The 17,171-nt window shown below is 69.0% G+C and carries 20 protein-coding genes; 14 read left to right on the top strand and 6 right to left on the bottom strand.

Annotated features, from left to right (window positions below; all coding sequences use genetic code 11):
- Positions 1 to 89: 89 nt before the first annotated feature.
- The 4 genes from CK951_RS11220 to CK951_RS11200 form a co-directional block, all read right to left on the bottom strand.
- Positions 90 to 248 carry a light-harvesting protein gene (locus tag CK951_RS11220; protein ID WP_096786229.1) on the bottom strand — a complete coding sequence of 53 codons (159 nt, stop codon included), beginning with the start codon at positions 246 to 248 and terminating at the stop codon, positions 90 to 92.
- Positions 249 to 263: 15 nt separating this feature from the next.
- The gene (locus CK951_RS11215) at positions 264 to 419 is read right to left on the bottom strand and encodes a light-harvesting protein (RefSeq protein WP_096786228.1); all 156 of its coding nucleotides are present in this window, start codon (positions 417 to 419) and stop codon (positions 264 to 266) included.
- 420 nt (positions 420 to 839) lie between these two features.
- Positions 840 to 2,150 (bottom strand): aspartate aminotransferase family protein, encoded by a 1,311-nt coding sequence (locus CK951_RS11205; protein ID WP_096786227.1) that lies wholly within the window; start codon positions 2,148 to 2,150, stop codon positions 840 to 842.
- On the bottom strand, positions 2,147 to 3,196 hold the full coding sequence (locus CK951_RS11200) for a phosphotransferase (protein ID WP_096787237.1): 1,050 nt from the start codon (positions 3,194 to 3,196) through the stop codon (positions 2,147 to 2,149). The genes CK951_RS11205 and CK951_RS11200 overlap by 4 nt, the downstream gene beginning before the upstream one ends.
- Before the next feature lie 206 nt (positions 3,197 to 3,402).
- Between CK951_RS11200 and CK951_RS11195 the strand changes: the two genes are divergently transcribed.
- Genes CK951_RS11195 through CK951_RS11175 form a run of 5 tightly spaced genes read left to right on the top strand, consistent with a single transcriptional unit; the run spans position 3,403 to position 5,809 of the window.
- Positions 3,403 to 4,230, top strand: coding sequence for an urease accessory protein UreD (locus CK951_RS11195; protein ID WP_096786226.1), 828 nt, complete (start codon positions 3,403 to 3,405; stop codon positions 4,228 to 4,230).
- Between the two features lie 9 nt (positions 4,231 to 4,239).
- Positions 4,240 to 4,542, top strand: coding sequence for an urease subunit gamma (locus CK951_RS11190; protein WP_096786225.1), 303 nt, complete (start codon positions 4,240 to 4,242; stop codon positions 4,540 to 4,542).
- Positions 4,543 to 4,551: 9 nt separating this feature from the next.
- Complete coding sequence (locus CK951_RS11185; RefSeq protein ID WP_096786224.1) at positions 4,552 to 5,151, top strand: HupE/UreJ family protein; 600 nt, start codon at positions 4,552 to 4,554, stop codon at positions 5,149 to 5,151.
- A 9-nt stretch (positions 5,152 to 5,160) separates the two neighbouring features.
- Positions 5,161 to 5,466: an urease subunit beta gene (locus CK951_RS11180; protein ID WP_096786223.1), complete on the top strand. Its 306-nt coding sequence runs from the start codon at positions 5,161 to 5,163 to the stop codon at positions 5,464 to 5,466.
- Between the two features lie 25 nt (positions 5,467 to 5,491).
- Complete coding sequence (locus CK951_RS11175; RefSeq protein ID WP_096786222.1) at positions 5,492 to 5,809, top strand: antifreeze protein; 318 nt, start codon at positions 5,492 to 5,494, stop codon at positions 5,807 to 5,809.
- Positions 5,810 to 5,843: 34 nt separating this feature from the next.
- Here the strand turns inward: CK951_RS11175 and CK951_RS11170 are convergent, their stop codons facing one another.
- Complete coding sequence (locus CK951_RS11170) at positions 5,844 to 6,692, bottom strand: c-type cytochrome (protein ID WP_096786221.1); 849 nt, start codon at positions 6,690 to 6,692, stop codon at positions 5,844 to 5,846.
- A 159-nt stretch (positions 6,693 to 6,851) separates the two neighbouring features.
- Here CK951_RS11170 and ureC point away from each other — a divergent pair, with 159 nt between their 5' ends.
- The gene (gene ureC / locus CK951_RS11165; RefSeq protein ID WP_096786220.1) at positions 6,852 to 8,558 is read left to right on the top strand and encodes an urease subunit alpha; all 1,707 of its coding nucleotides are present in this window, start codon (positions 6,852 to 6,854) and stop codon (positions 8,556 to 8,558) included.
- 70 nt (positions 8,559 to 8,628) lie between these two features.
- Here ureC and CK951_RS11160 read toward each other — a convergent pair whose 3' ends face one another.
- Positions 8,629 to 8,925, bottom strand: a complete 297-nt coding sequence (locus CK951_RS11160; protein WP_096786219.1) for a hypothetical protein — start codon at positions 8,923 to 8,925, stop codon at positions 8,629 to 8,631.
- Positions 8,926 to 9,012: 87 nt separating this feature from the next.
- On the opposite strand from CK951_RS11160, the gene ureE reads away from it, so the two are divergent.
- From ureE to urtE, 8 genes are all read left to right on the top strand, one after another.
- The gene (gene ureE / locus CK951_RS11155) at positions 9,013 to 9,570 is read left to right on the top strand and encodes an urease accessory protein UreE (RefSeq protein WP_096786218.1); all 558 of its coding nucleotides are present in this window, start codon (positions 9,013 to 9,015) and stop codon (positions 9,568 to 9,570) included.
- On the top strand, positions 9,567 to 10,199 hold the full coding sequence (locus CK951_RS11150; protein WP_096786217.1) for an urease accessory protein UreF: 633 nt from the start codon (positions 9,567 to 9,569) through the stop codon (positions 10,197 to 10,199). Before ureE ends, CK951_RS11150 begins: the two co-directional genes overlap by 4 nt.
- Positions 10,196 to 10,831: an urease accessory protein UreG gene (gene ureG, locus CK951_RS11145; protein ID WP_096786216.1), complete on the top strand. Its 636-nt coding sequence runs from the start codon at positions 10,196 to 10,198 to the stop codon at positions 10,829 to 10,831. The genes CK951_RS11150 and ureG overlap by 4 nt, the downstream gene beginning before the upstream one ends.
- A gap of 295 nt (positions 10,832 to 11,126) precedes the next feature.
- The gene (gene urtA, locus CK951_RS11140; RefSeq protein ID WP_096786215.1) at positions 11,127 to 12,407 is read left to right on the top strand and encodes an urea ABC transporter substrate-binding protein; all 1,281 of its coding nucleotides are present in this window, start codon (positions 11,127 to 11,129) and stop codon (positions 12,405 to 12,407) included.
- A gap of 116 nt (positions 12,408 to 12,523) precedes the next feature.
- Complete coding sequence (urtB, locus tag CK951_RS11135; protein ID WP_096786214.1) at positions 12,524 to 14,452, top strand: urea ABC transporter permease subunit UrtB; 1,929 nt, start codon at positions 12,524 to 12,526, stop codon at positions 14,450 to 14,452.
- 33 nt (positions 14,453 to 14,485) lie between these two features.
- Positions 14,486 to 15,718, top strand: a complete 1,233-nt coding sequence (gene urtC, locus CK951_RS11130) for an urea ABC transporter permease subunit UrtC (RefSeq protein ID WP_096786213.1) — start codon at positions 14,486 to 14,488, stop codon at positions 15,716 to 15,718.
- A complete protein-coding gene (gene urtD / locus CK951_RS11125) occupies positions 15,715 to 16,458 on the top strand; it encodes an urea ABC transporter ATP-binding protein UrtD (RefSeq protein ID WP_096786212.1) in 744 nt (247 codons plus the stop codon). Before urtC ends, urtD begins: the two co-directional genes overlap by 4 nt.
- Complete coding sequence (urtE, locus tag CK951_RS11120; RefSeq protein WP_096786211.1) at positions 16,455 to 17,153, top strand: urea ABC transporter ATP-binding subunit UrtE; 699 nt, start codon at positions 16,455 to 16,457, stop codon at positions 17,151 to 17,153. The genes urtD and urtE overlap by 4 nt, the downstream gene beginning before the upstream one ends.
- Positions 17,154 to 17,171: the final 18 nt, after the last annotated feature.

The raw sequence follows: 17,171 nt of genomic DNA, 5'->3' as shown, positions 1-17,171 counted from the left end.
GAGCAGGCCGGAACCCTTCGATCCCGGCCTGCTCGGAGATTAGCTACTGCATGGCGCGGGCCCCTGAAGGGCCCCCGCCCTTGGCAGCATTACTCGGCTTTCGCCGAGCCCGCGTAGTAGTCGGGCAGCCAGGTCGTGTTGGTCACGATGGCGAGGTGCACGAGGAACGACGAGATCGCGACGGCGCTGAGGAACAGCGGGATGCCAGTCGTCGGTTTCACCACGAGCCAGATTTTGCCGTTGGTCATTGTTCTATTCTCCTATTAGCCGAGCCACGGGGTCGCAGCGGCGGCCAGGAAGTGCGCGATGAGCGCCATGCCACCGAAGACGCGGGTGCCGAGGATGAGTTGCTTTTGAACTTCTTCGGCTTCGGCAACGGTCAGGCCGCTCGGCCAGACTTTGTTCAGATCGTCAGTCACTGTGTCGTCTCCCAACTGGTAATCGACGTTTTGCGTGTAGGGCCTGCACGCTGGCTTCGACGAGACCGGAGGTTCCTTGTCCACCTTGTCGGTGATCTTGGATCCGCCCCGGCTCACATTATGGGTGTCACATCTGGCTGACAGATTCAATGTCAACGTAGGCTGACAAGGCCGTTTTGGGTGCGACTTATTGGCCGCCAAATCAGCGGCAGTCGTCCGGTAAGGGCTTGAAAAGGGACAATTTTGCCGCAGGGACGTGGAAAATTGCCGCTATGCGGCGGCCTTCGCCAAGGCCGCGGCGCGGGCAGAAACGGGCGTCTCGCGGGCCTTTACATGCCCGCCTCGGACCCCTATCTCGCAGGATTTTTCCGATGAAACCCGAAGGTTGGCCCTGACCGGCCGGGCGCCGGGCGGCGGGACTCACTCCGCCGTTGCCAGCACCGATTCCAGCCGGTCAAGGAAGAAGGCCGCGTTCTCGTCGGAAAACACCAGGGGCGGGCGGATCTTCAGCACATGCCCCTGCGGACCGGTGGCACTGATCAGCACCTGCGCCTCGCGCAGCCGGTTCACGATCCTGGCGGCCATCGCGCCATCGGCCAGGCCCGAGTCGGGCCGGATCACCTCCACGCCGATGAAGAATCCGGCCCCGCGCACCGCGCCAAGGCAGGGAAACCGGGTGGCCAGTGCCGAAAGCCCTTGCCGGAATCGGCCGCCGACCGTCAGCGCGTTGCGCTGCAGGTCCTCGGTCGCGATCACCTCCAGCACGGCAAGCGCGGCGGCGGCGGCGACGGCATTGCCGCCGAACGTGTTGAAATAGCGCGCCTGCGCGCCGAACCCGGCCACAAGCTCGGGGCGCAGCGCCAGTGCGGCGACCGGATAGCCGTTCCCCATCGGCTTGCCCATCGAAACCATGTCCGGCACCACGCCGTGCCGGGCAAATCCCCACATGGCCTCGCCGGTGCGGCCGAATCCGGGCTGAACCTCGTCGGCGATGAAGAGCCCGCCCGCGGCGCGGATTGCCTCCGCCGCGGGCGCGAGGGTTCCGACGGGTTCGGTGAACACGCCATCGCTGGAGAATACCGTGTCGAGGATCAGCGCCGCCGGGCGGATGCCGTGGCGAAGGAGATCCGCACAGGCCGCGGCGACGGCCGGACCGAATCCCCCGTCGTCCCCGGTCGCGGGATCCGGAGGCGGCACGGTTCGCACATGCGCGCCAAGCGGCACGCCGGGACCCAGCGAGGGCGAGATCTGCGCCACCGCCTGCGTCACGCCATGATAGGCGTTCGCGGTCACGATCAGCCCGGTCCCTCCCGTCGCGGCAAAGGCGAGCCGCAGCGCCAGATCGTTCGCCTCCGACCCCGTGCAGGTGAACATCACATGCCCGATCGGCGCCGGCAGCGTCGCCAGCAGCCGCTCGGCCAGGTCCAGCACTCCGTCGTGCAGGTATCGGGTATGCGTGGCCAGCGTCGCCGCCTGCCGCGCCACCGCCTCGACCACCCGGGGGTGGCAATGCCCGACCGAGGCCACGTTGTTGTAGGCATCCAGATAGGCGCGGCCCTCGGCGTCGTAGAGCCATACGCCCTCGCCACGCACGAGGTGCAGCGGGCGGTCGTAGAACAGCCGGTAGGCGGGGCCCAGCAGCGCCTGCCGCCGCTCGATCATCGCAAGCTCCCGCGCGGGCAGGTCGGTGGCGCCGGGGCGGTAGGCATTGGGCATGGCCTCGGTCGTCATCGGGCCTGCTCCCCTTGCCCGCACGCGCGCGCAAGCGCTGCGGCGAGGTCATCCGGTCGATGTGCCGTCAGCGCCGCGAGGCCCGCGGCCGAGGCCGGCAGGTTGCGCAGGATGTAGGCCGCGTTCTCCGGGTGAGTCGCAGCGCGCGACGAGGCGATGGTGATGGTGGTCACCATCCGCGCCGCCACGAGGTCGGGAAGCACCGACAGCTCCTCGGGCAGGATCGCGTTCGCGGCGTGGTAGCCCGCCACGAATTCGGACAGCGAGCCCGCCGGATCGCCGGGATCGACCTGATAGGACCCCGCTACGCCAAGGTCGCAGACTCGCGCCGTCCGCAGCATGTCGCCGAAGTCGATGATGCCGCTCACTCGCGCGGGTGTCTGCGGGTCCACCATGACGTTGTGCGGGTTCAGGTCGTTGTGCACCACCTGCCAGGGAAGTGCTGCCAGCCGCGGCGCCACCTCGGCCTCGAACCGGTCGAGAACCCGCGCCGCAAGCGCTGCCGTTCGCGCATCGGGAATGGCGGGTAGCAGCGGGCGCAGCCGCGGCGCGTGGCGGATGTCCCAGAGCAGGTCGTAGTCGGCGGCGGGATGCCCGAAATCCGCAATCGCCCGGGCGATCCCGCCAAGGCACATGCCTACGGCCCGCCGCTGGGCCGCACCCTCGCGCCTGCGCCAGAGCGGCTCGCCCTCCAGCCAGCTCAGCACCCGCAGGAGGTTGCCGCCGGGCAGGGCGACCCAGGGTGCGCCGTCCCGCGTCCGCCTCACCCGCGGCACCGGCAGGCCGGGCGCCTTCGCCTCGAGGTGCAGGAGCGCGAGGGTCTGGAACTCGGTCACGCCGCGCGGTTCGGCGGCATTGGCGATCTTCAGGACGAAGTCGCCCTGTCCGGTGCAGAGACGGAAGTTCTGGTCACGCTCCGACGTCAGGGCCGAAGCCCGGCCGTCGAGACCGTAATGGACACCTGCCAGGGCTTCCGCCTCGGCCGCGGTGAACGCGGGCGGCGGTGCGCTCAGAAGATCTCCGATCGGCGGGACGGGTTGGGGCAAGGCGGCTTCCTCGGGCGCGCGAATGCGAAGGATCATCGGGGATCGTGCAAAGGAAGGAAAGCGAAAGCCCGCATTCGCATTCCGCTCAAGGCGTAGGCAAGGCGCCCAATCCGGCGGCACCGGCGCTTGCGGACCGGACGTGGCGGCCGGGGCGGAGGAGGGGCGAGATTGCGGCGCCGGCGGGGGAGTGGTCGGATACAGGCAAGATGAACGCCTGTGCCCCCCCTCCCGTGCGGCTGGAACGCAGCCAAGGCGATGCGCATGTCGCGCTTGCCCTCGCCCGCGGGGCGGTCAGGCTGGCGGATCTGGCGCAGCGCGGCTCGGCCAAGGCCTTCCTGCCGCGCATCGCCGGGCCGGTGCCCGAGGTGGTCTTCCTCAATACCTCGGGCGGGCTGACCGGCGGCGACCGGCTCGACTACCGCCTGACGCTGGGCGAGGGGTGCCGCGCGGTCGCCACGACCCAGACGGCCGAGCGTGCCTATGCGGCGGGCGAAGGCGCGGCGCGCGTGGGCGTTGTCCATGAGGTCGGACGCGGCGGCTGGCTCGACTGGCTGCCGCAGGAGACGATCCTTTACGAGGGGGCCGCGCTCGATCGGCGGACGGAGGTCGACCTTGCCCCGGAAGCGGGCTGCCTGATTGTCGAATCGGTCGTGCTGGGCCGCGCCGCGATGGGCGAGACCGTGCGGCGGCTTGCCTTCCGCGACCGGCGCAGCATCCGGCGCGCCGGGCGGCCGGTGCTGGTCGATCCGCTGTGCTTCGACGATGCGGCGCTTGCGGCGGGTCGGGGGCCGGCGGTGCTGGGCGGCGCTCGGGCCTTCGCCACGCTGGCGCTGGTCGGGCAGGGTGCCGAGGATGCGCTTGGCGCCGCACGCGCGGTGTTGGATGAGCCGGGGGTGGAGGCCGCGGCCTCGGCCTTCGACGGGAAACTCGTGCTGCGGATGCTCGCACCCGACGGCTGGCCGCTGCGCCGGCAGGTCGCGCGGGTTCTGGCGGCATTGCGCGGCCGCGATTTGCCGCGCGTCTGGCAGGTTTGAGGGGGACGAATGAACCTGACACCACGGGAGAAGGAAAAGCTCCTCATCAGTCTGGCGGCCATGGTGGCGCGCGGGCGGTTGCAGCGCGGAGTGAAGCTGAACCACCCGGAGGCGGTGGCGCTGATCTCGGACTTCGTGGTCGAGGGCGCGCGCGAGGGACGCACCGTGGCCGACCTGATGCAGGCCGGCGCCCATGTGGTGACCGCCGAGCAATGCATGGAGGGCGTGCCCGAGATGCTGCATTCCGTTCAGGTCGAGGCGACCTTCCCCGACGGCACCAAGCTCGTCACCGTCCATCATCCGATCCGCTGAGAGGTTTCCATGCGCTTCCGAATCTCTGCCCCGATCTGCCGCCCAGCCGCCGGCCTTGCCGTGGGGTTCGCGCTGCTGCCGGCGGTCGCCTCGGCCCATCCGGGTCATGCCGAGGGGGCGGCGCTGGTCGCGGGCCTTTCCCATCCGCTGGGCGGCACGGACCACCTGCTCGCCATGGTGGCGGTCGGTCTCTGGGCGGCGGTCACCGGTGGGCGTGCAGTCTGGGCGATGCCTCTGGCCTTCCTTGTCGCGATGCTGGGCGGCGGGCTTGCCGGGGCGGCGGGCCTCGCAGTCGCGGCGGTCGAGCCGATGATCCTCGCCTCCACGATCCTGTTCGGGGCTGCCGCGGCGCTTGCGCTGCGCCCGGCGCTGCCGCTCGCGCTGGCCGCCGTCGCGGTCTTCGGCGCCGCGCATGGTCTGGCGCACGGGACCGAGGGGCCGCAGGCGGGCTTTGCCCCCTATGCCGCCGGCTTCATCGTCGCGACCGCCGCGCTGCACCTGACGGGCCTGCTTGCCGGGCGCGGCCTTGCACGGCTGGCCGGGGCGGGTGCCGCCCGATCGCTGGGCGCGGGCGCGGCCCTCGCCGGCCTCGCGCTGGCCTTCGCCTGAGGTGCCGCGATGATTCCCGGAGAGATCTTTCCCGCAGATGGGGAAATCGTGCTGAACGCGGAACGCGCGCAGATCACGCTCATTGTCTCCAATGCCGGCGACAGGCCGGTGCAGGTTGGATCGCACTACCACTTCGCGGAAACGAATCCCGCGTTGACCTTTGATCGTGATGCCGCGCGGGGTATGCGGCTCGACATCCCGGCCGGGACGGCCGTGCGATTCGAGCCGGGCCAGACTCGCGAAGTGCGACTTGTGTCGTATGCCGGCAGCCGTGAAGTCTATGGCTTCAACGGGCATATCATGGGCAAGGTGTAGCGGCCTCGAACCTTAGGAGAACCGGATGACCCTTGCCTTGCCGATCGCCGAAATGATGAAGCTCTCCTGGCAGATGGGGCTGATGGTGGCCGAAGCGCAGACAGTGATGACGCTGCGGACGCTCGGCATGATGGGGGTGCTCACGCCGCACCCGATGGAGAACCAGCGCATGGTGGCCGAGAAGGGCCGCGCCTTCGCCCAGGCCGCGCAGGCCGCCACCGCCGCCGCGATGCAGGGCAAGCGGCCGGATGAGGTTGCCGCCGCGGCCCTGAAGCCGATCCGCCGCCGCACCCGCGCCAATGCCGCGCGGCTGACCCGCGCGGCGAAGACGCCCAGGGTGTGACGTGACGGGCCTGCCTTCTGTCTGCGATCGGCCCCTAGGGGGCGTCAGGCAGCGGCGGCAGGCTCCGCAGATAGAGGATCACCGCCTTCAGGTCGTCCTCGGTGAAGCGCGCGAAATGGCCGTAGGGCATCGGCGGCAGCATCGGCTTGCCGTCGGCGTGCACGCCCTGCGTGATCATCCGGGCGACCTGCTCGTCGGAATAGCTGGCCAGCCCGTCGGGGTGGCTGGTCAGGTTGGCCGAAACCGAGACGCCCCATGGCCCGTGGAACTCGAAGCCGCCGCGACCGAGGTCGGTCTCGAGCATGGAGCCCTGTGGACCCATGGGCGTGTGGCACTCGATGCAGTGGGCCACGGGGCCCGCAAGGTAGGCGCCGTAGTCCACCGTCACGGCCCGCTCGGGCGCGGTGACCGTCTCGACGGGCGGCCCATAGGCAGCTGGCAGCGGGATCCGGTAGGTCGAGGCGGGCAGGTCGCTCTCCACCGGCGCGAGGGTGCGCAGGAACATCACGATCGAGGCCACGTCCTCGTCCGAGAGGCCGCGATACATCTCGATGGGCATCGGCGGGCCGATCAGCGTCCCGTCGGGGCGCCGGCCCTCGCGGATCGCGCGGGCAACTTCGGCATCGCTCCACTGCGCGATGCGCCCGGCCGGGGTGAGGTTGGCAGCGATTGCCGTGAACTCGGGGATGTCGAGCACCACGCTGCCGGCGAGCTCCCTGTCCGGCAACGCGCCCTCCGGCCCCTTCGGCGTGTGGCAGTTGCCGCAGCCGGCAGGTCCTCGGACCAGGTATTCGCCCCGTTCCACCGAGGGGCCCGCGGTTGCCGCACCGGCAAGACAAATAACGACGGGGACAAGCCCGCGCACCATGGCGTGCAGTCTCATCTGACTATTCCTTGCTCAAAATCCGTCCGGGACGGGCGTGGACGGGAAAATGCTCCGCCGCGCATCCGGGACGCGGCTGTATCGCGCCGCGACCGCTCCCGTGTCAATTTGTCGCATCGGGTGGGTCTCGCCCGGCCGCGCTACCGCTAAGGAGGGTTCATGCCTGTTTCCATCCCCCGCTCGACATATGCCGCCATGTTCGGCCCCACCACCGGCGACAGGCTGCGTCTGGGCGACACCGACCTGATCATCGAGGTCGAGCGTGACCTGACCACCTATGGCGAGGAGGTGAAGTTCGGCGGCGGCAAGGTGATCCGCGACGGCATGGGGCAAAGCCAGCGCACGCGGGCGGAAGGCGCCTTCGATACGGTGATCACCAACGCGCTGATCGTGGACTGGACCGGGATCTACAAGGCCGACGTGGGCCTCCGCGACGGGCTGATCGCGAAGATCGGCAAGGCGGGCAACCCTGACACCCAGCCTGGGGTGGACATCGTGATCGGCCCCGGCACCGAGGTGATCGCGGCCGAGGGGCGGATCCTGACCGCGGGGGGCATGGACGCCCACATCCACTTCATCTGCCCGCAGCAGATCGAGGATTCGCTGCATTCCGGCATCACCTGCATGCTGGGCGGCGGGACCGGACCCGCGCATGGCACGCTCGCCACCACCTGCACACCGGGGCCGTGGCACATCGGGCGGATGCTGCAGGCGGCCGACGCCTTCCCGATCAACCTCGCCTTCGCGGGCAAGGGCAATGCCTCGTTGCCGGGGGGGCTCGAGGAGCAGGTCCGCGCCGGCGCCTCCTGCCTCAAGCTGCACGAGGACTGGGGCACCACCCCCGCCGCCATCGATTGCTGCCTGACCGTCGCCGACCGGATGGACGTGCAGGTGATGATCCACACCGACACGCTGAACGAGAGCGGATTCGTCGAGAACACGCTCGCGGCCATCGGCGGGCGCACCATCCACGCCTTCCATACCGAGGGCGCGGGCGGCGGCCATGCGCCCGACATCATCAAGGTCGTGGGCTCGGCGAACGTGATTCCCTCGTCCACCAACCCAACGATGCCCTACACCGCCAACACGGTGGAGGAGCATCTCGACATGCTGATGGTCTGCCACCACCTCGACCGCTCGATCCCCGAGGACGTGGCCTTCGCCGAAAGCCGCATCCGCAAGGAGACCATCGCCGCGGAGGACATCCTGCACGACATGGGCGCCTTCTCGGTGATCTCGTCGGACAGTCAGGCGATGGGGCGGGTGGGCGAGGTCATCACCCGGACGTGGCAGACCGCGCACAAGATGAAGGTGCAGCGCGGACGGCTGGCCGAGGAGACGGGAGCGAACGACAACCTCCGCGTCCGGCGCTATATCGCGAAATACACCATCAACCCGGCGATCACGCACGGTGTCTCGCGACACATCGGCAGCGTGGAAGAGGGCAAGCGCGCCGATCTCGTGCTGTGGAGCCCGGCCTTCTTCGGCGCGAAGCCCGACATGGTTCTGCTGGGCGGCATGATCGTCTGCGCGCAGATGGGTGATCCGAACGGCTCGATCCCGGCGCAGCCGTTCTACACCCGGCCGATGTTCGGCGCCTTCGGTGGCGCGCTTCATGCCAGCGCCGTCACCTTCGTTTCGCAGGCCGCGCAGGCCGATGGCGTGGCGGAGCGGCTGCGGCTGCAGAAGGGGACGCTCGCGGTCGAGGGCACACGCGGCATCGGCAAGGCCGACATGAAGCTGAACGCCCACCGCCCGCAGATCGAGGTGAACCCCGAAACCTACGAGGTCCGCGCGGATGGAGAGCTTCTGACCTGCCAGCCGCTGGCCGAACTGCCGCTGGCGCAGCGGTATTTCCTCTACTAGTGCGGGCGGTGCAGTGGGCCGGGGCCTTGGTCAGGAGCGTGAGAGGTTCGGAAGGATCGGGGCCGGACGCCTAGTGCAGCGGGCGCAGGAAGGCCGGCAGGGTCGGATCGGCAGTCGGAAGGCAGCGCACCTCCTGCGTCACGCTTTCCGACCAGTAGCGCGGATCGGCCAGCACCGTTTCCGGCAACCGGGCCGCATCGAACAGCCGGAACCGGCGCTCGGCGATCTCCGCGCGGAAGTGGCGTCCTTCCACGGTTTCCTCGGGCGCGGCAAGGATGGTCGCGCAGAGCCGCGCCTCCCTCAGCCGCAGTCGCGTGATGGCCGCCCGCACCTCGGCCAGTTCGTCCGCCGGGTTCGCCTTGTGCATTCCTGCCCCCGTTGCCAATCTGTTCTCGACACATAGCCGCCGCTCCGTTAACGAATCGCTGATGCCGGACACAGAAAGGACTTCCCCATGACCGAGCTTCCCCATGCCCGCCGCCTGCTTCGACCGGGCGAATGGACGGGTGCGGCCGCGGGTCTCGTGCGGCTCGGCTATGATGAACGCTTCCTGCGCCGCAAGCGGCTGGAGACCGAGGCGGGCGAGAGCTTCCTTGTCGATCTGGCCGAGACGGCGGATCTGGAGGAGGGGTCCGCCTTCGAACTCCCCGACGGCCGCCTGATCGAGGTGCGCGCAGCCGAGGAGGAGGTGCTTGTGGTGACCGGCCCGCTGGTCCGCGCTGCCTGGCACATCGGCAACCGCCACACGCCCTGCCAGATCGAGGCCGACCGGCTGGTGATCCGCCGCGACCACGTGCTCGAGCAGATGCTGCGCGGGCTCGGGGCGTCGGTGGCCGAGGCGGTCCAGCCCTTCCGGCCGGAGCGCGGCGCCTACGGCCACGGCCGCACGCTGGGGCACGATCACGGACCCGAAGAGGCGGGGCACGAGCATGGCCATGCCCATCCGCATGTCCACCTGCATGTCTCGCGCCCGCCGGATGAGGATGACGCGCCCGACGCCGACCCGGCATGAGCCAGGCACTCCTCAGCCTCGTGCAATGGCTGTCCCCGGCCTTTCCGACCGGGGCCTTCGCCTATTCCCACGGGCTGGAATGGGCGATCTCGGAGGGCGAGGTGCGGAATGCGGACACTGCGCGCGGCTGGATCGCCGATGTGCTGCGCTTCGGGGCGGGGCGGACGGATGCCATCCTGCTGGCGCATGCCCTGAAGGGCCACGACCTTGACGCGCTGACGGATCTGGCCCGCGCCCTCGCGCCTTCCGCCGAACGCCTGCGCGAGACCGAGGATCAGGGCGCGGCCTTCGCCGCCGCGACCGCGGCGCTGACCGGGCAGCCGCTGCCCGCGCGGCCGCTGCCGGTGGCGGTGGGGCAGGCCGCGGCGTCGCTCGGCCTGCCTGTCGCGCAGGTGGTGGCGCTCGCCCTGCATGCCTTCGCCGCGAATCTCGTTTCGGTCGCTGTGCGCTTCGTGCCGCTCGGCCAGACCGAGGGGCAGGCGATCCTTGCTGCACTTCATCCGCTGATCGAGGACTTGGCCGCCACGGCCGCCGAGGCGCCGCTGGAGGCGATCGGCAGCGCCGCCTTCCGCGCCGATCTGGCGGCGATGCGGCACGAGACGATGGACGTGAGGATCTTCAGGACATGACCGACCAAAGGGCCCACGGGCCGCTCCGGGTGGGGATCGGCGGCCCGGTGGGCGCCGGCAAGACGACGCTGACCGAGAAACTCTGCGCCGCCCTCGCACGGCGCTGCTCGATGGCCGTCATCACCAACGACATCTACACGCGCGAGGATGCCGAGGCGCTGATGCGGGCGCAGGTCCTGCCCGCGGAACGGATCCGCGGGGTCGAGACCGGTGGCTGCCCGCATACCGCGATCCGCGAGGATGCCTCGATCAACCTGGCCGCGGTCGCCGATCTGCGCCGGGCCTTCCCCGACCTCGACCTGATCCTGATCGAGTCGGGCGGGGACAATCTTGCCGCGACCTTCTCGCCGGAACTGGCCGACCTCACGATCTATGTCATCGACACGGCCGCGGGGCAGGACATCCCGAGGAAGCGCGGGCCCGGCGTGGCGCGGTCGGACCTGCTGGTGGTCAACAAGACCGACCTCGCGCCGCATGTGGGCGTCGACCTTGCACTGCTGGAAGAGGACACCCGCCGCGCCCGTGGCCGCCGTCCCTACGTCATGGCCAGGGTGCGCGCGGGCGAGGGCGTGGCCGAGATCGTCTCCTTCCTCGAACGCGAAGGCGGGCTGCAACTCTTGCCCGCCGAATGAGCAGGCTGCCCGTTCTGCATCCCTCCGGCCCGACATCTGCCCGTTTCGCGGCTGCGGCCGCGGGTTCCGCACAAATTTCGGGCGAACGCCGGCGGGGGCGGCTGGCGGTTTTCCCGTAGTATTGCCGCACCCTCAGCCCCGCCGTCATCTAGGCGTCGCGAGGATCGAGCCAGTCCGATCCGGCGCCCGCGGTCCCGGACTGCGGCGATTCAACAGGGGAATGCCACGCTTGACAGTCTGTGAACCGGCCCATCGGGACCGGCCCGGCGGAGCTTGGCCAGAAAAGGACGAGAACATGAACGGCTTCAGGGGACTACTGATCGGCACGGCGCTGGGTTTGTCGCTCGCCGGTGCCGGATGGGCGCAGGAGGACACGATCAAGATCGGCGTCCTGCATTCGCTGTCCGGCACGATGGCGATTTCCGAGACGACGCTGAAGGACACCGTGCTGATGCTCGTTGACCAGCAGAACGCCAAGGGCGGCGTGCTGGGCAAGAAGCTGGAAGCGGTGGTGGTCGATCCGGCCTCGGACTGGCCGCTGTTTGCCGAAAAGGCGCGCGAACTGCTGACCGTCAACGACGTCGACGTGATCTTCGGCTGCTGGACCTCCGTCAGCCGCAAGTCGGTCCTGCCGGTGATCGAGGAACTGAACGGCCTGCTGTTCTATCCGGTGCAGTATGAGGGCGAGGAATCGTCGAAGAACGTGTTCTACACCGGCGCCGCGCCGAACCAGCAGGCGATCCCGGCGGTGGACTACTTCCTCGAGGAACTCGGCGTCGAGAAATTCGCGCTGCTCGGCACTGACTATGTCTATCCGCGCACCACGAACAACATCCTCGAAAGCTACCTGCAGCAGAAGGGCATCGCCAAGGGCGACATCTTCGTGAACTACACGCCCTTCGGCCATTCCGACTGGTCGAAGATCGTGGCCGACGTGAAGGCACTGGGCGCCGACGGCAAGAAGGTCGGCGTGATCTCGACCATCAACGGCGATGCCAACATCGGCTTCTACAAGGAACTGGCCGCGGCGGGCATCTCGGCCGATGACATCCCCGTTGTGGCCTTCTCGGTCGGCGAGGAGGAGCTTTCCGGCCTCGACACCACGAACCTCGTCGGCCATCTCGCCGCCTGGAACTACTTCCAGTCCGCCGAAAGCCCGGCGAACGAGGCGTTCATCACCGAGTGGAAGGCCCGGATGGGCGAGAAGCGGGTGACGAACGACCCGATGGAAGCGACCTACATCGGCTTCAACATGTGGGTGAACGCGGTCACCGAGGCCGGCACCACGGAAGTGGACAAGGTCGCCGATGCGATGATCGGGCAGAAGTTCCCGAACCTCACCGGCACGGAGGCCGAGATGCTGCCGAACCACCACCTGACCAAGCCCGTGCTGATCGGCGAGATCAAGGACGATGGCCAGTTCGACATCGTCTCGCAGACCGAGCCGGTGCCGGGCGATGCCTGGACCGACTTCCTGCCGGAATCTGCCGTGCTCGAGTCGGACTGGAAGACGCTGGATTGCGGCATGTACAACACCGAGACCAAGAACTGCGTCCAGATCAAGTCGAACTACTGACCGGCCGGGGGCGGCGCCGCGCCGTCCCCCTTGCCGCGGAGGCCCTGCTTCCGCGGCTGCCATGCCTTCAGCGGGGGCGCCGCACCGTCGCCCCCGACCGTGAGACCGAGGTTTGAATGCGGTTTGTCCTGATTCTTCTGGCGGTGCTGCTGGCCCCGCTCTCCGTCCTTGCGCAGGGCACACCCGCCGCGCAGATCCTGTCCGAGAACCGGGCGCTGGTCGAGAAGGCCTCGCGCCAGACCATCGGGCCGGTGATCGAGTCGCTGGCCGCCTCCGGCGACCCGGCTGCCGCCGTCATCCTCGAGGCCTGGGCCAACCGCGGGCTGGGCCTGCGCGAGGCGGATGGAACCTTCTTCCTGATCGCGCCGGCCGAGAGCGGCTGGGCATTGACCGACCTGTCCGGCGCCCCCGCCGGCACCGCCGCCAAGGCCGAGATCGACCAGTTGCGCCCGAACAGCGGCGTCCGCGGGCTGATCGCCACCGCGCTGGTGCGGTTCCAGCTGGCCGACCCCGATCCGGCGCGCCGCTCGGCCGCGCTGAACTCGATCGCGCGCGATCCCGCGCCCGAGCATCTGGAGCCGCTGCGCGCCGCACTGTCGCAGTCGCCTGATCCGGCGCTGGCCCGGCTGGAGCGGCTGCTGACACTGCGCTTCGGCGCCACCCCGGACGAGCGCGTGGCCGCCATCGAGAGCTTCGGCGCCGACCTCGGCCTCGACCTGCGCGCGGCGCTCAACCCGCTGGTGGTCACCCGGCGGGTCGCGGTGACCGGACAGCCCGATAACCTGAACATCGCCAATGAGTTGTCGCCCGGTCGTGATATCTCGCGTGAAGAGGCCTACGACCTCCTCGTAGCCCAGGGAGAGGCGCCCGCGCGCCTGACGCGTCAGGCGCAACGCGAGACGCTGGTGGCGCAGATCAGGAACGGCCAGGTGGCCGGCATCCCGGTCGCCGCGCTGAACAGCCAGGCAGCGCGGGACGAGGCCTATACCGCGCTCGAGGCGCAGGGAGCCGTGCCCCCCGCCGCGACCGAGGACGAGGTGACGGCGGCGCTCGAGGCGCACCGCTTCGTCGAGGTCTATGCCGAGCCCGATCCCGAAGTGGCCGCCGCCGCATCCGCAGCCCTGACCCGGATCGGCCGCACCGTCGGCCTGATGCAGGCGGCGGACCTCGCACTGGATGCGGCCTCGCTCGCCTCGATCTATTTCCTCGCCGCCATCGGCCTCGCCATCACCTTCGGCGTCATGCGGGTGATCAACATGGCGCATGGCGAGTTCATCATGATGGGCGCCTATACTGGCTACGTCACCCAACTCTGGATCGCGGACTACACGATCTCGATCCTCGTGGCGCTGCCCCTGGCCTTCGCCGTCACCTTCGCCGCTGGTGTAGCGATGGAGCGGCTGGTGATCCGCCACCTCTACAAGCGGCCGCTCGAGACGCTCCTCGCCACCTTCGGCATCTCGATCGCGCTGCAGCAGCTGGCCAAGAACATCTTCGGCACCCAGGCGCGGCCGCTGACCGCCCCCGGCTGGCTCGACGGGGCGCTGACTGTCAATGACGTGGTGTCGATCAGCTATATCCGGATCGCGATCTTCGTGCTGGCGCTCATCTTCCTCGGGGTGTTCCTGTTCATCATGCGCCGCACCCGGCTGGGGCTGGAGGTGCGGGCGGTGACGCAGAACCCCTCGATGGCCGCCTCTATGGGGATCAACCCCGACCGGATCAACATGCTGACCTTCGGCCTCGGCTCGGGCATCGCGGGGATCGCGGGCGTGGCCATCGGCCTCTTCGCCAAGGTCACGTCCGAGCTTGGCCAGGACTACATCGTGCAGAGCTTCATGACGGTCGTCGTGGGCGGCGTCGGCAACATCTGGGGCACCCTCGCGGGCGCCGCGATGATCGGCGGCGTGCAGAAGGGCATCGAGTGGCTGAACCCCTCGAACACCCTCGCGGCGCAGACCTACATGATCCTCTTCATCATCATCTTCATCCAGTTCCGGCCGCGGGGGATCATCGCCCTCAAGGGCCGCGCCGCAGGAGACTGACATGCGCCCGACCATATCCCGGGGCCGCCTGACATGAGACAGGGCTTCCTTTCCCGCAACCCCTCGGTGCTGGTGTTCCTGCTGGTCCTCGCGCTCTTCACGCTGGGCGTCACGCTTCTGTCGCATGCCTATGGCACCGGCTTCGTCTCGACCTCCTTCGTCAAGACGCTGGGCAAGACGCTGTGCCTCTGCCTCGTCGCCATCGCGATGGATCTGGTCTGGGGCTATGCAGGCATCCTCAGCCTCGGCCACATGGCCTTCTTTGCGCTGGGGGGCTACATGATCGGCATGTGGCTGATGTATGCCCGCACCGAGGAGATCGTGGTGCAGGCGCTGGCCAAGGCACCGCTGCCCGCTACCCCGCAGGAGATCGCGGACGGCGTGGCCACGCAGATCTTCGGCGTGGTCGGCGGGGCCGAGCTTCCCGCGGTCTGGACCTTCGCGCACAGCCTGCCGGCGCAGCTCGCACTGGTCGTGCTGGTGCCGGGGCTGCTGGCGCTGGCCTTCGGCTGGCTTGCTTTCCGCAGCCGGGTGACGGGGGTCTATCTCTCGATCCTGACGCAGGCGATGACGCTGGCGCTGGCGCTCTACCTCTTCCAGAACGACTCGGGGCTCCGCGGCAACAACGGGCTTTCGGGCCTGCAGAACATCCCCGGGCTGGGGGGCGTGCCGCAGGATGCGCTGTCGGTCTGGTTCCTGTGGGCCTCGGCGGCGGCGCTGGCGCTTGGCTATCTGCTCGCAGCCTGGGTCGTCTCGGGCAAGTTCGGATCGGTCATGCGGGCGATCCGCGACGACGAGCAGCGGGTGCGCTTCCTCGGCTACTCGGTCGAGGGTTACAAGCTGTTCGTCTTCACCGTGACCGCCGTGATTGCGGCCATCGCGGGCGCGCTCTACTACCCGCAGGCCGGGATCATCAACCCGGCAGAGCTTGCGCCTATCGCCTCGATCTACCTCGCGGTCTGGGTGGCGATCGGCGGCCGGGGTCGGCTTTACGGCGCGGTGATCGGGGCCGCCTTCGTCTCGCTGCTCTCGACCTGGTTCACCGGGGGGCGTGCGCCGGATGTTTCCCTCGGCTTCTACACGATCCAGTGGGTGGACTGGTGGCAGATCCTTCTTGGCCTCGCCTTCGTGATGGTGACGCTGTTCGCGCCGCAGGGCATCGGCGGGCTGTTCGACTGGGCCGCGGGCCTGCGCCATCCGAACCGGCGCGGTGCGCCGCTCGGCCCGAACGACGGCGCCTTGCAGGAGAGGGAGGCTGTGGAATGAGTGCGCTTCTGGAAGTGCAGGGCGTCTCGGTCACCTTCGACGGGTTCCGGGCGATCAACAACCTCTCGTTCAACATCGGCGCGCAGGAGTTGCGCGCCATCATCGGGCCGAACGGCGCCGGCAAGACCACCTTCATGGACATCGTCACTGGCAAGACGCGGCCCGACGAAGGTGCGGTGACCTTCGGCGAACGCTCGGTCTCGCTTCTGTCGCTGTCCGAGGCGCAGATCGCGCAGGCGGGCATCGGCCGCAAGTTCCAGCGCCCCACGGTGTTCGAGGATCAGTCGGTGTTCGACAACCTGATGATGGCGCTGAAGAAGCCGCGCTCGCCGGTCGCGGTGCTGCTGTTCCGGCCCTCGGCGCCGGATGCCGAGCGGGTGCGCGAACTCGCCGAAGAGGTCGGCCTGGGCGATCAGCTCGACCGCAAGTCGGGCGAACTTTCCCACGGGCAGAAGCAGTGGCTGGAGATCGGCATGCTGCTGGCGCAGGAGCCGCGCCTGCTGCTGGTGGACGAGCCCGCGGCCGGAATGACGCTGGCCGAGCGCGAGCACACCACGGCGCTTCTGGTCGAGATGGCGAAGACCCGCGCGGTGGTGGTGGTCGAACATGACATGGAATTCGTGCGCCGCCTGAACTGCAAGGTGACGGTGCTGCACGAAGGCTCGGTTCTGGCCGAGGGCAGCCTCGACCACGTCACGAAGAACCCGGCCGTGATCGAAGTCTATCTGGGGCGCGGATGATGCTGAAGACCGAAGGGCTGACCCTGCATTACGGTGGCAGCCAGATCCTCTACGGGATCGACATGGAGGCCCGCGCGGGCGAGGTGACCTGCATCATGGGCACCAACGGCGTGGGCAAGACCTCGCTTCTGAAGGCGATCGCCGGGGCGCATCCGCGTTCGGGCGGGCGCATCGTGCTGGACGGCGAGGATCTGCCGAAGCTTCCGCCGCAGGGCATGGCGCGGCGTGGTCTGGGCTTCGTGCCGCAGGGGCGGATGATCTTTCCGCTGCTGACGGTGACCGAGAACCTGCAGACCGGCTTCGCCACCCTGCCGAAGTCCGAACACCGCATCCCGGACGAGATCTACGACCTCTTTCCGGTGCTGAAGGACATGGCGCACAGGCGGGGGGGCGACCTCTCGGGCGGGCAGCAGCAGCAGCTGGCCATCGCGCGGGCGATGATCATGAAGCCGAAGCTTCTGCTGCTGGACGAGCCGACCGAAGGCATCCAGCCCAACATCATCCAGCAGATCGGGCGGGTGATCTCCTACCTGCGCGGGAAGGGCGACATGGCGATCATCCTGGTCGAGCAGTATTTCGACTTCGCCTATGGCCTTGCCGACCGCTTCTACGTCCTGAAGCGCGGCGCGGTGGACGTGGCGGGCACCAAGGCGGAACTCGGGCGCGAGCGAGTGCGTCAGGCGGTTTCCGTCTGACGGGTCAGGAGGGGGTCT

It is taken from the genome of Rhodobacter sp. CZR27 (genome assembly GCF_002407205.1).
In the GTDB taxonomy this organism is placed as follows: domain Bacteria; phylum Pseudomonadota; class Alphaproteobacteria; order Rhodobacterales; family Rhodobacteraceae; genus Cereibacter_A.
The sequence above is the reverse complement of the archived record's forward strand: the minus strand, read 5'-3'. Positions and strand labels throughout refer to the sequence as shown.

What these genes read in the sequence shown, in the direction of transcription:
- ureE (WP_096786218.1), top strand. Translation starts at nt 9,013, where the DNA reads ATGACCGAGCTTCCCCATGCCCGCCGCCTGCTTCGACCGGGCGAATGG.
- CK951_RS11205 (WP_096786227.1), bottom strand. Translation starts at nt 2,150, where the DNA reads ATGACGACCGAGGCCATGCCCAATGCCTACCGCCCCGGCGCCACCGAC.
- CK951_RS11180 (WP_096786223.1), top strand. Translation starts at nt 5,161, where the DNA reads ATGATTCCCGGAGAGATCTTTCCCGCAGATGGGGAAATCGTGCTGAAC.
- CK951_RS11220 (WP_096786229.1), bottom strand. Translation starts at nt 248, where the DNA reads ATGACCAACGGCAAAATCTGGCTCGTGGTGAAACCGACGACTGGCATC.
- CK951_RS11170 (WP_096786221.1), bottom strand. Translation starts at nt 6,692, where the DNA reads ATGAGACTGCACGCCATGGTGCGCGGGCTTGTCCCCGTCGTTATTTGT.
- CK951_RS11160 (WP_096786219.1), bottom strand. Translation starts at nt 8,925, where the DNA reads ATGCACAAGGCGAACCCGGCGGACGAACTGGCCGAGGTGCGGGCGGCC.
- urtE (WP_096786211.1), top strand. Translation starts at nt 16,455, where the DNA reads ATGATGCTGAAGACCGAAGGGCTGACCCTGCATTACGGTGGCAGCCAG.
- urtD (WP_096786212.1), top strand. Translation starts at nt 15,715, where the DNA reads ATGAGTGCGCTTCTGGAAGTGCAGGGCGTCTCGGTCACCTTCGACGGG.
- CK951_RS11190 (WP_096786225.1), top strand. Translation starts at nt 4,240, where the DNA reads ATGAACCTGACACCACGGGAGAAGGAAAAGCTCCTCATCAGTCTGGCG.
- urtB (WP_096786214.1), top strand. Translation starts at nt 12,524, where the DNA reads ATGCGGTTTGTCCTGATTCTTCTGGCGGTGCTGCTGGCCCCGCTCTCC.
- CK951_RS11195 (WP_096786226.1), top strand. Translation starts at nt 3,403, where the DNA reads ATGAACGCCTGTGCCCCCCCTCCCGTGCGGCTGGAACGCAGCCAAGGC.
- urtA (WP_096786215.1), top strand. Translation starts at nt 11,127, where the DNA reads ATGAACGGCTTCAGGGGACTACTGATCGGCACGGCGCTGGGTTTGTCG.
- CK951_RS11150 (WP_096786217.1), top strand. Translation starts at nt 9,567, where the DNA reads ATGAGCCAGGCACTCCTCAGCCTCGTGCAATGGCTGTCCCCGGCCTTT.
- CK951_RS11185 (WP_096786224.1), top strand. Translation starts at nt 4,552, where the DNA reads ATGCGCTTCCGAATCTCTGCCCCGATCTGCCGCCCAGCCGCCGGCCTT.
- CK951_RS11175 (WP_096786222.1), top strand. Translation starts at nt 5,492, where the DNA reads ATGACCCTTGCCTTGCCGATCGCCGAAATGATGAAGCTCTCCTGGCAG.
- ureG (WP_096786216.1), top strand. Translation starts at nt 10,196, where the DNA reads ATGACCGACCAAAGGGCCCACGGGCCGCTCCGGGTGGGGATCGGCGGC.
- urtC (WP_096786213.1), top strand. Translation starts at nt 14,486, where the DNA reads ATGAGACAGGGCTTCCTTTCCCGCAACCCCTCGGTGCTGGTGTTCCTG.
- ureC (WP_096786220.1), top strand. Translation starts at nt 6,852, where the DNA reads ATGCCTGTTTCCATCCCCCGCTCGACATATGCCGCCATGTTCGGCCCC.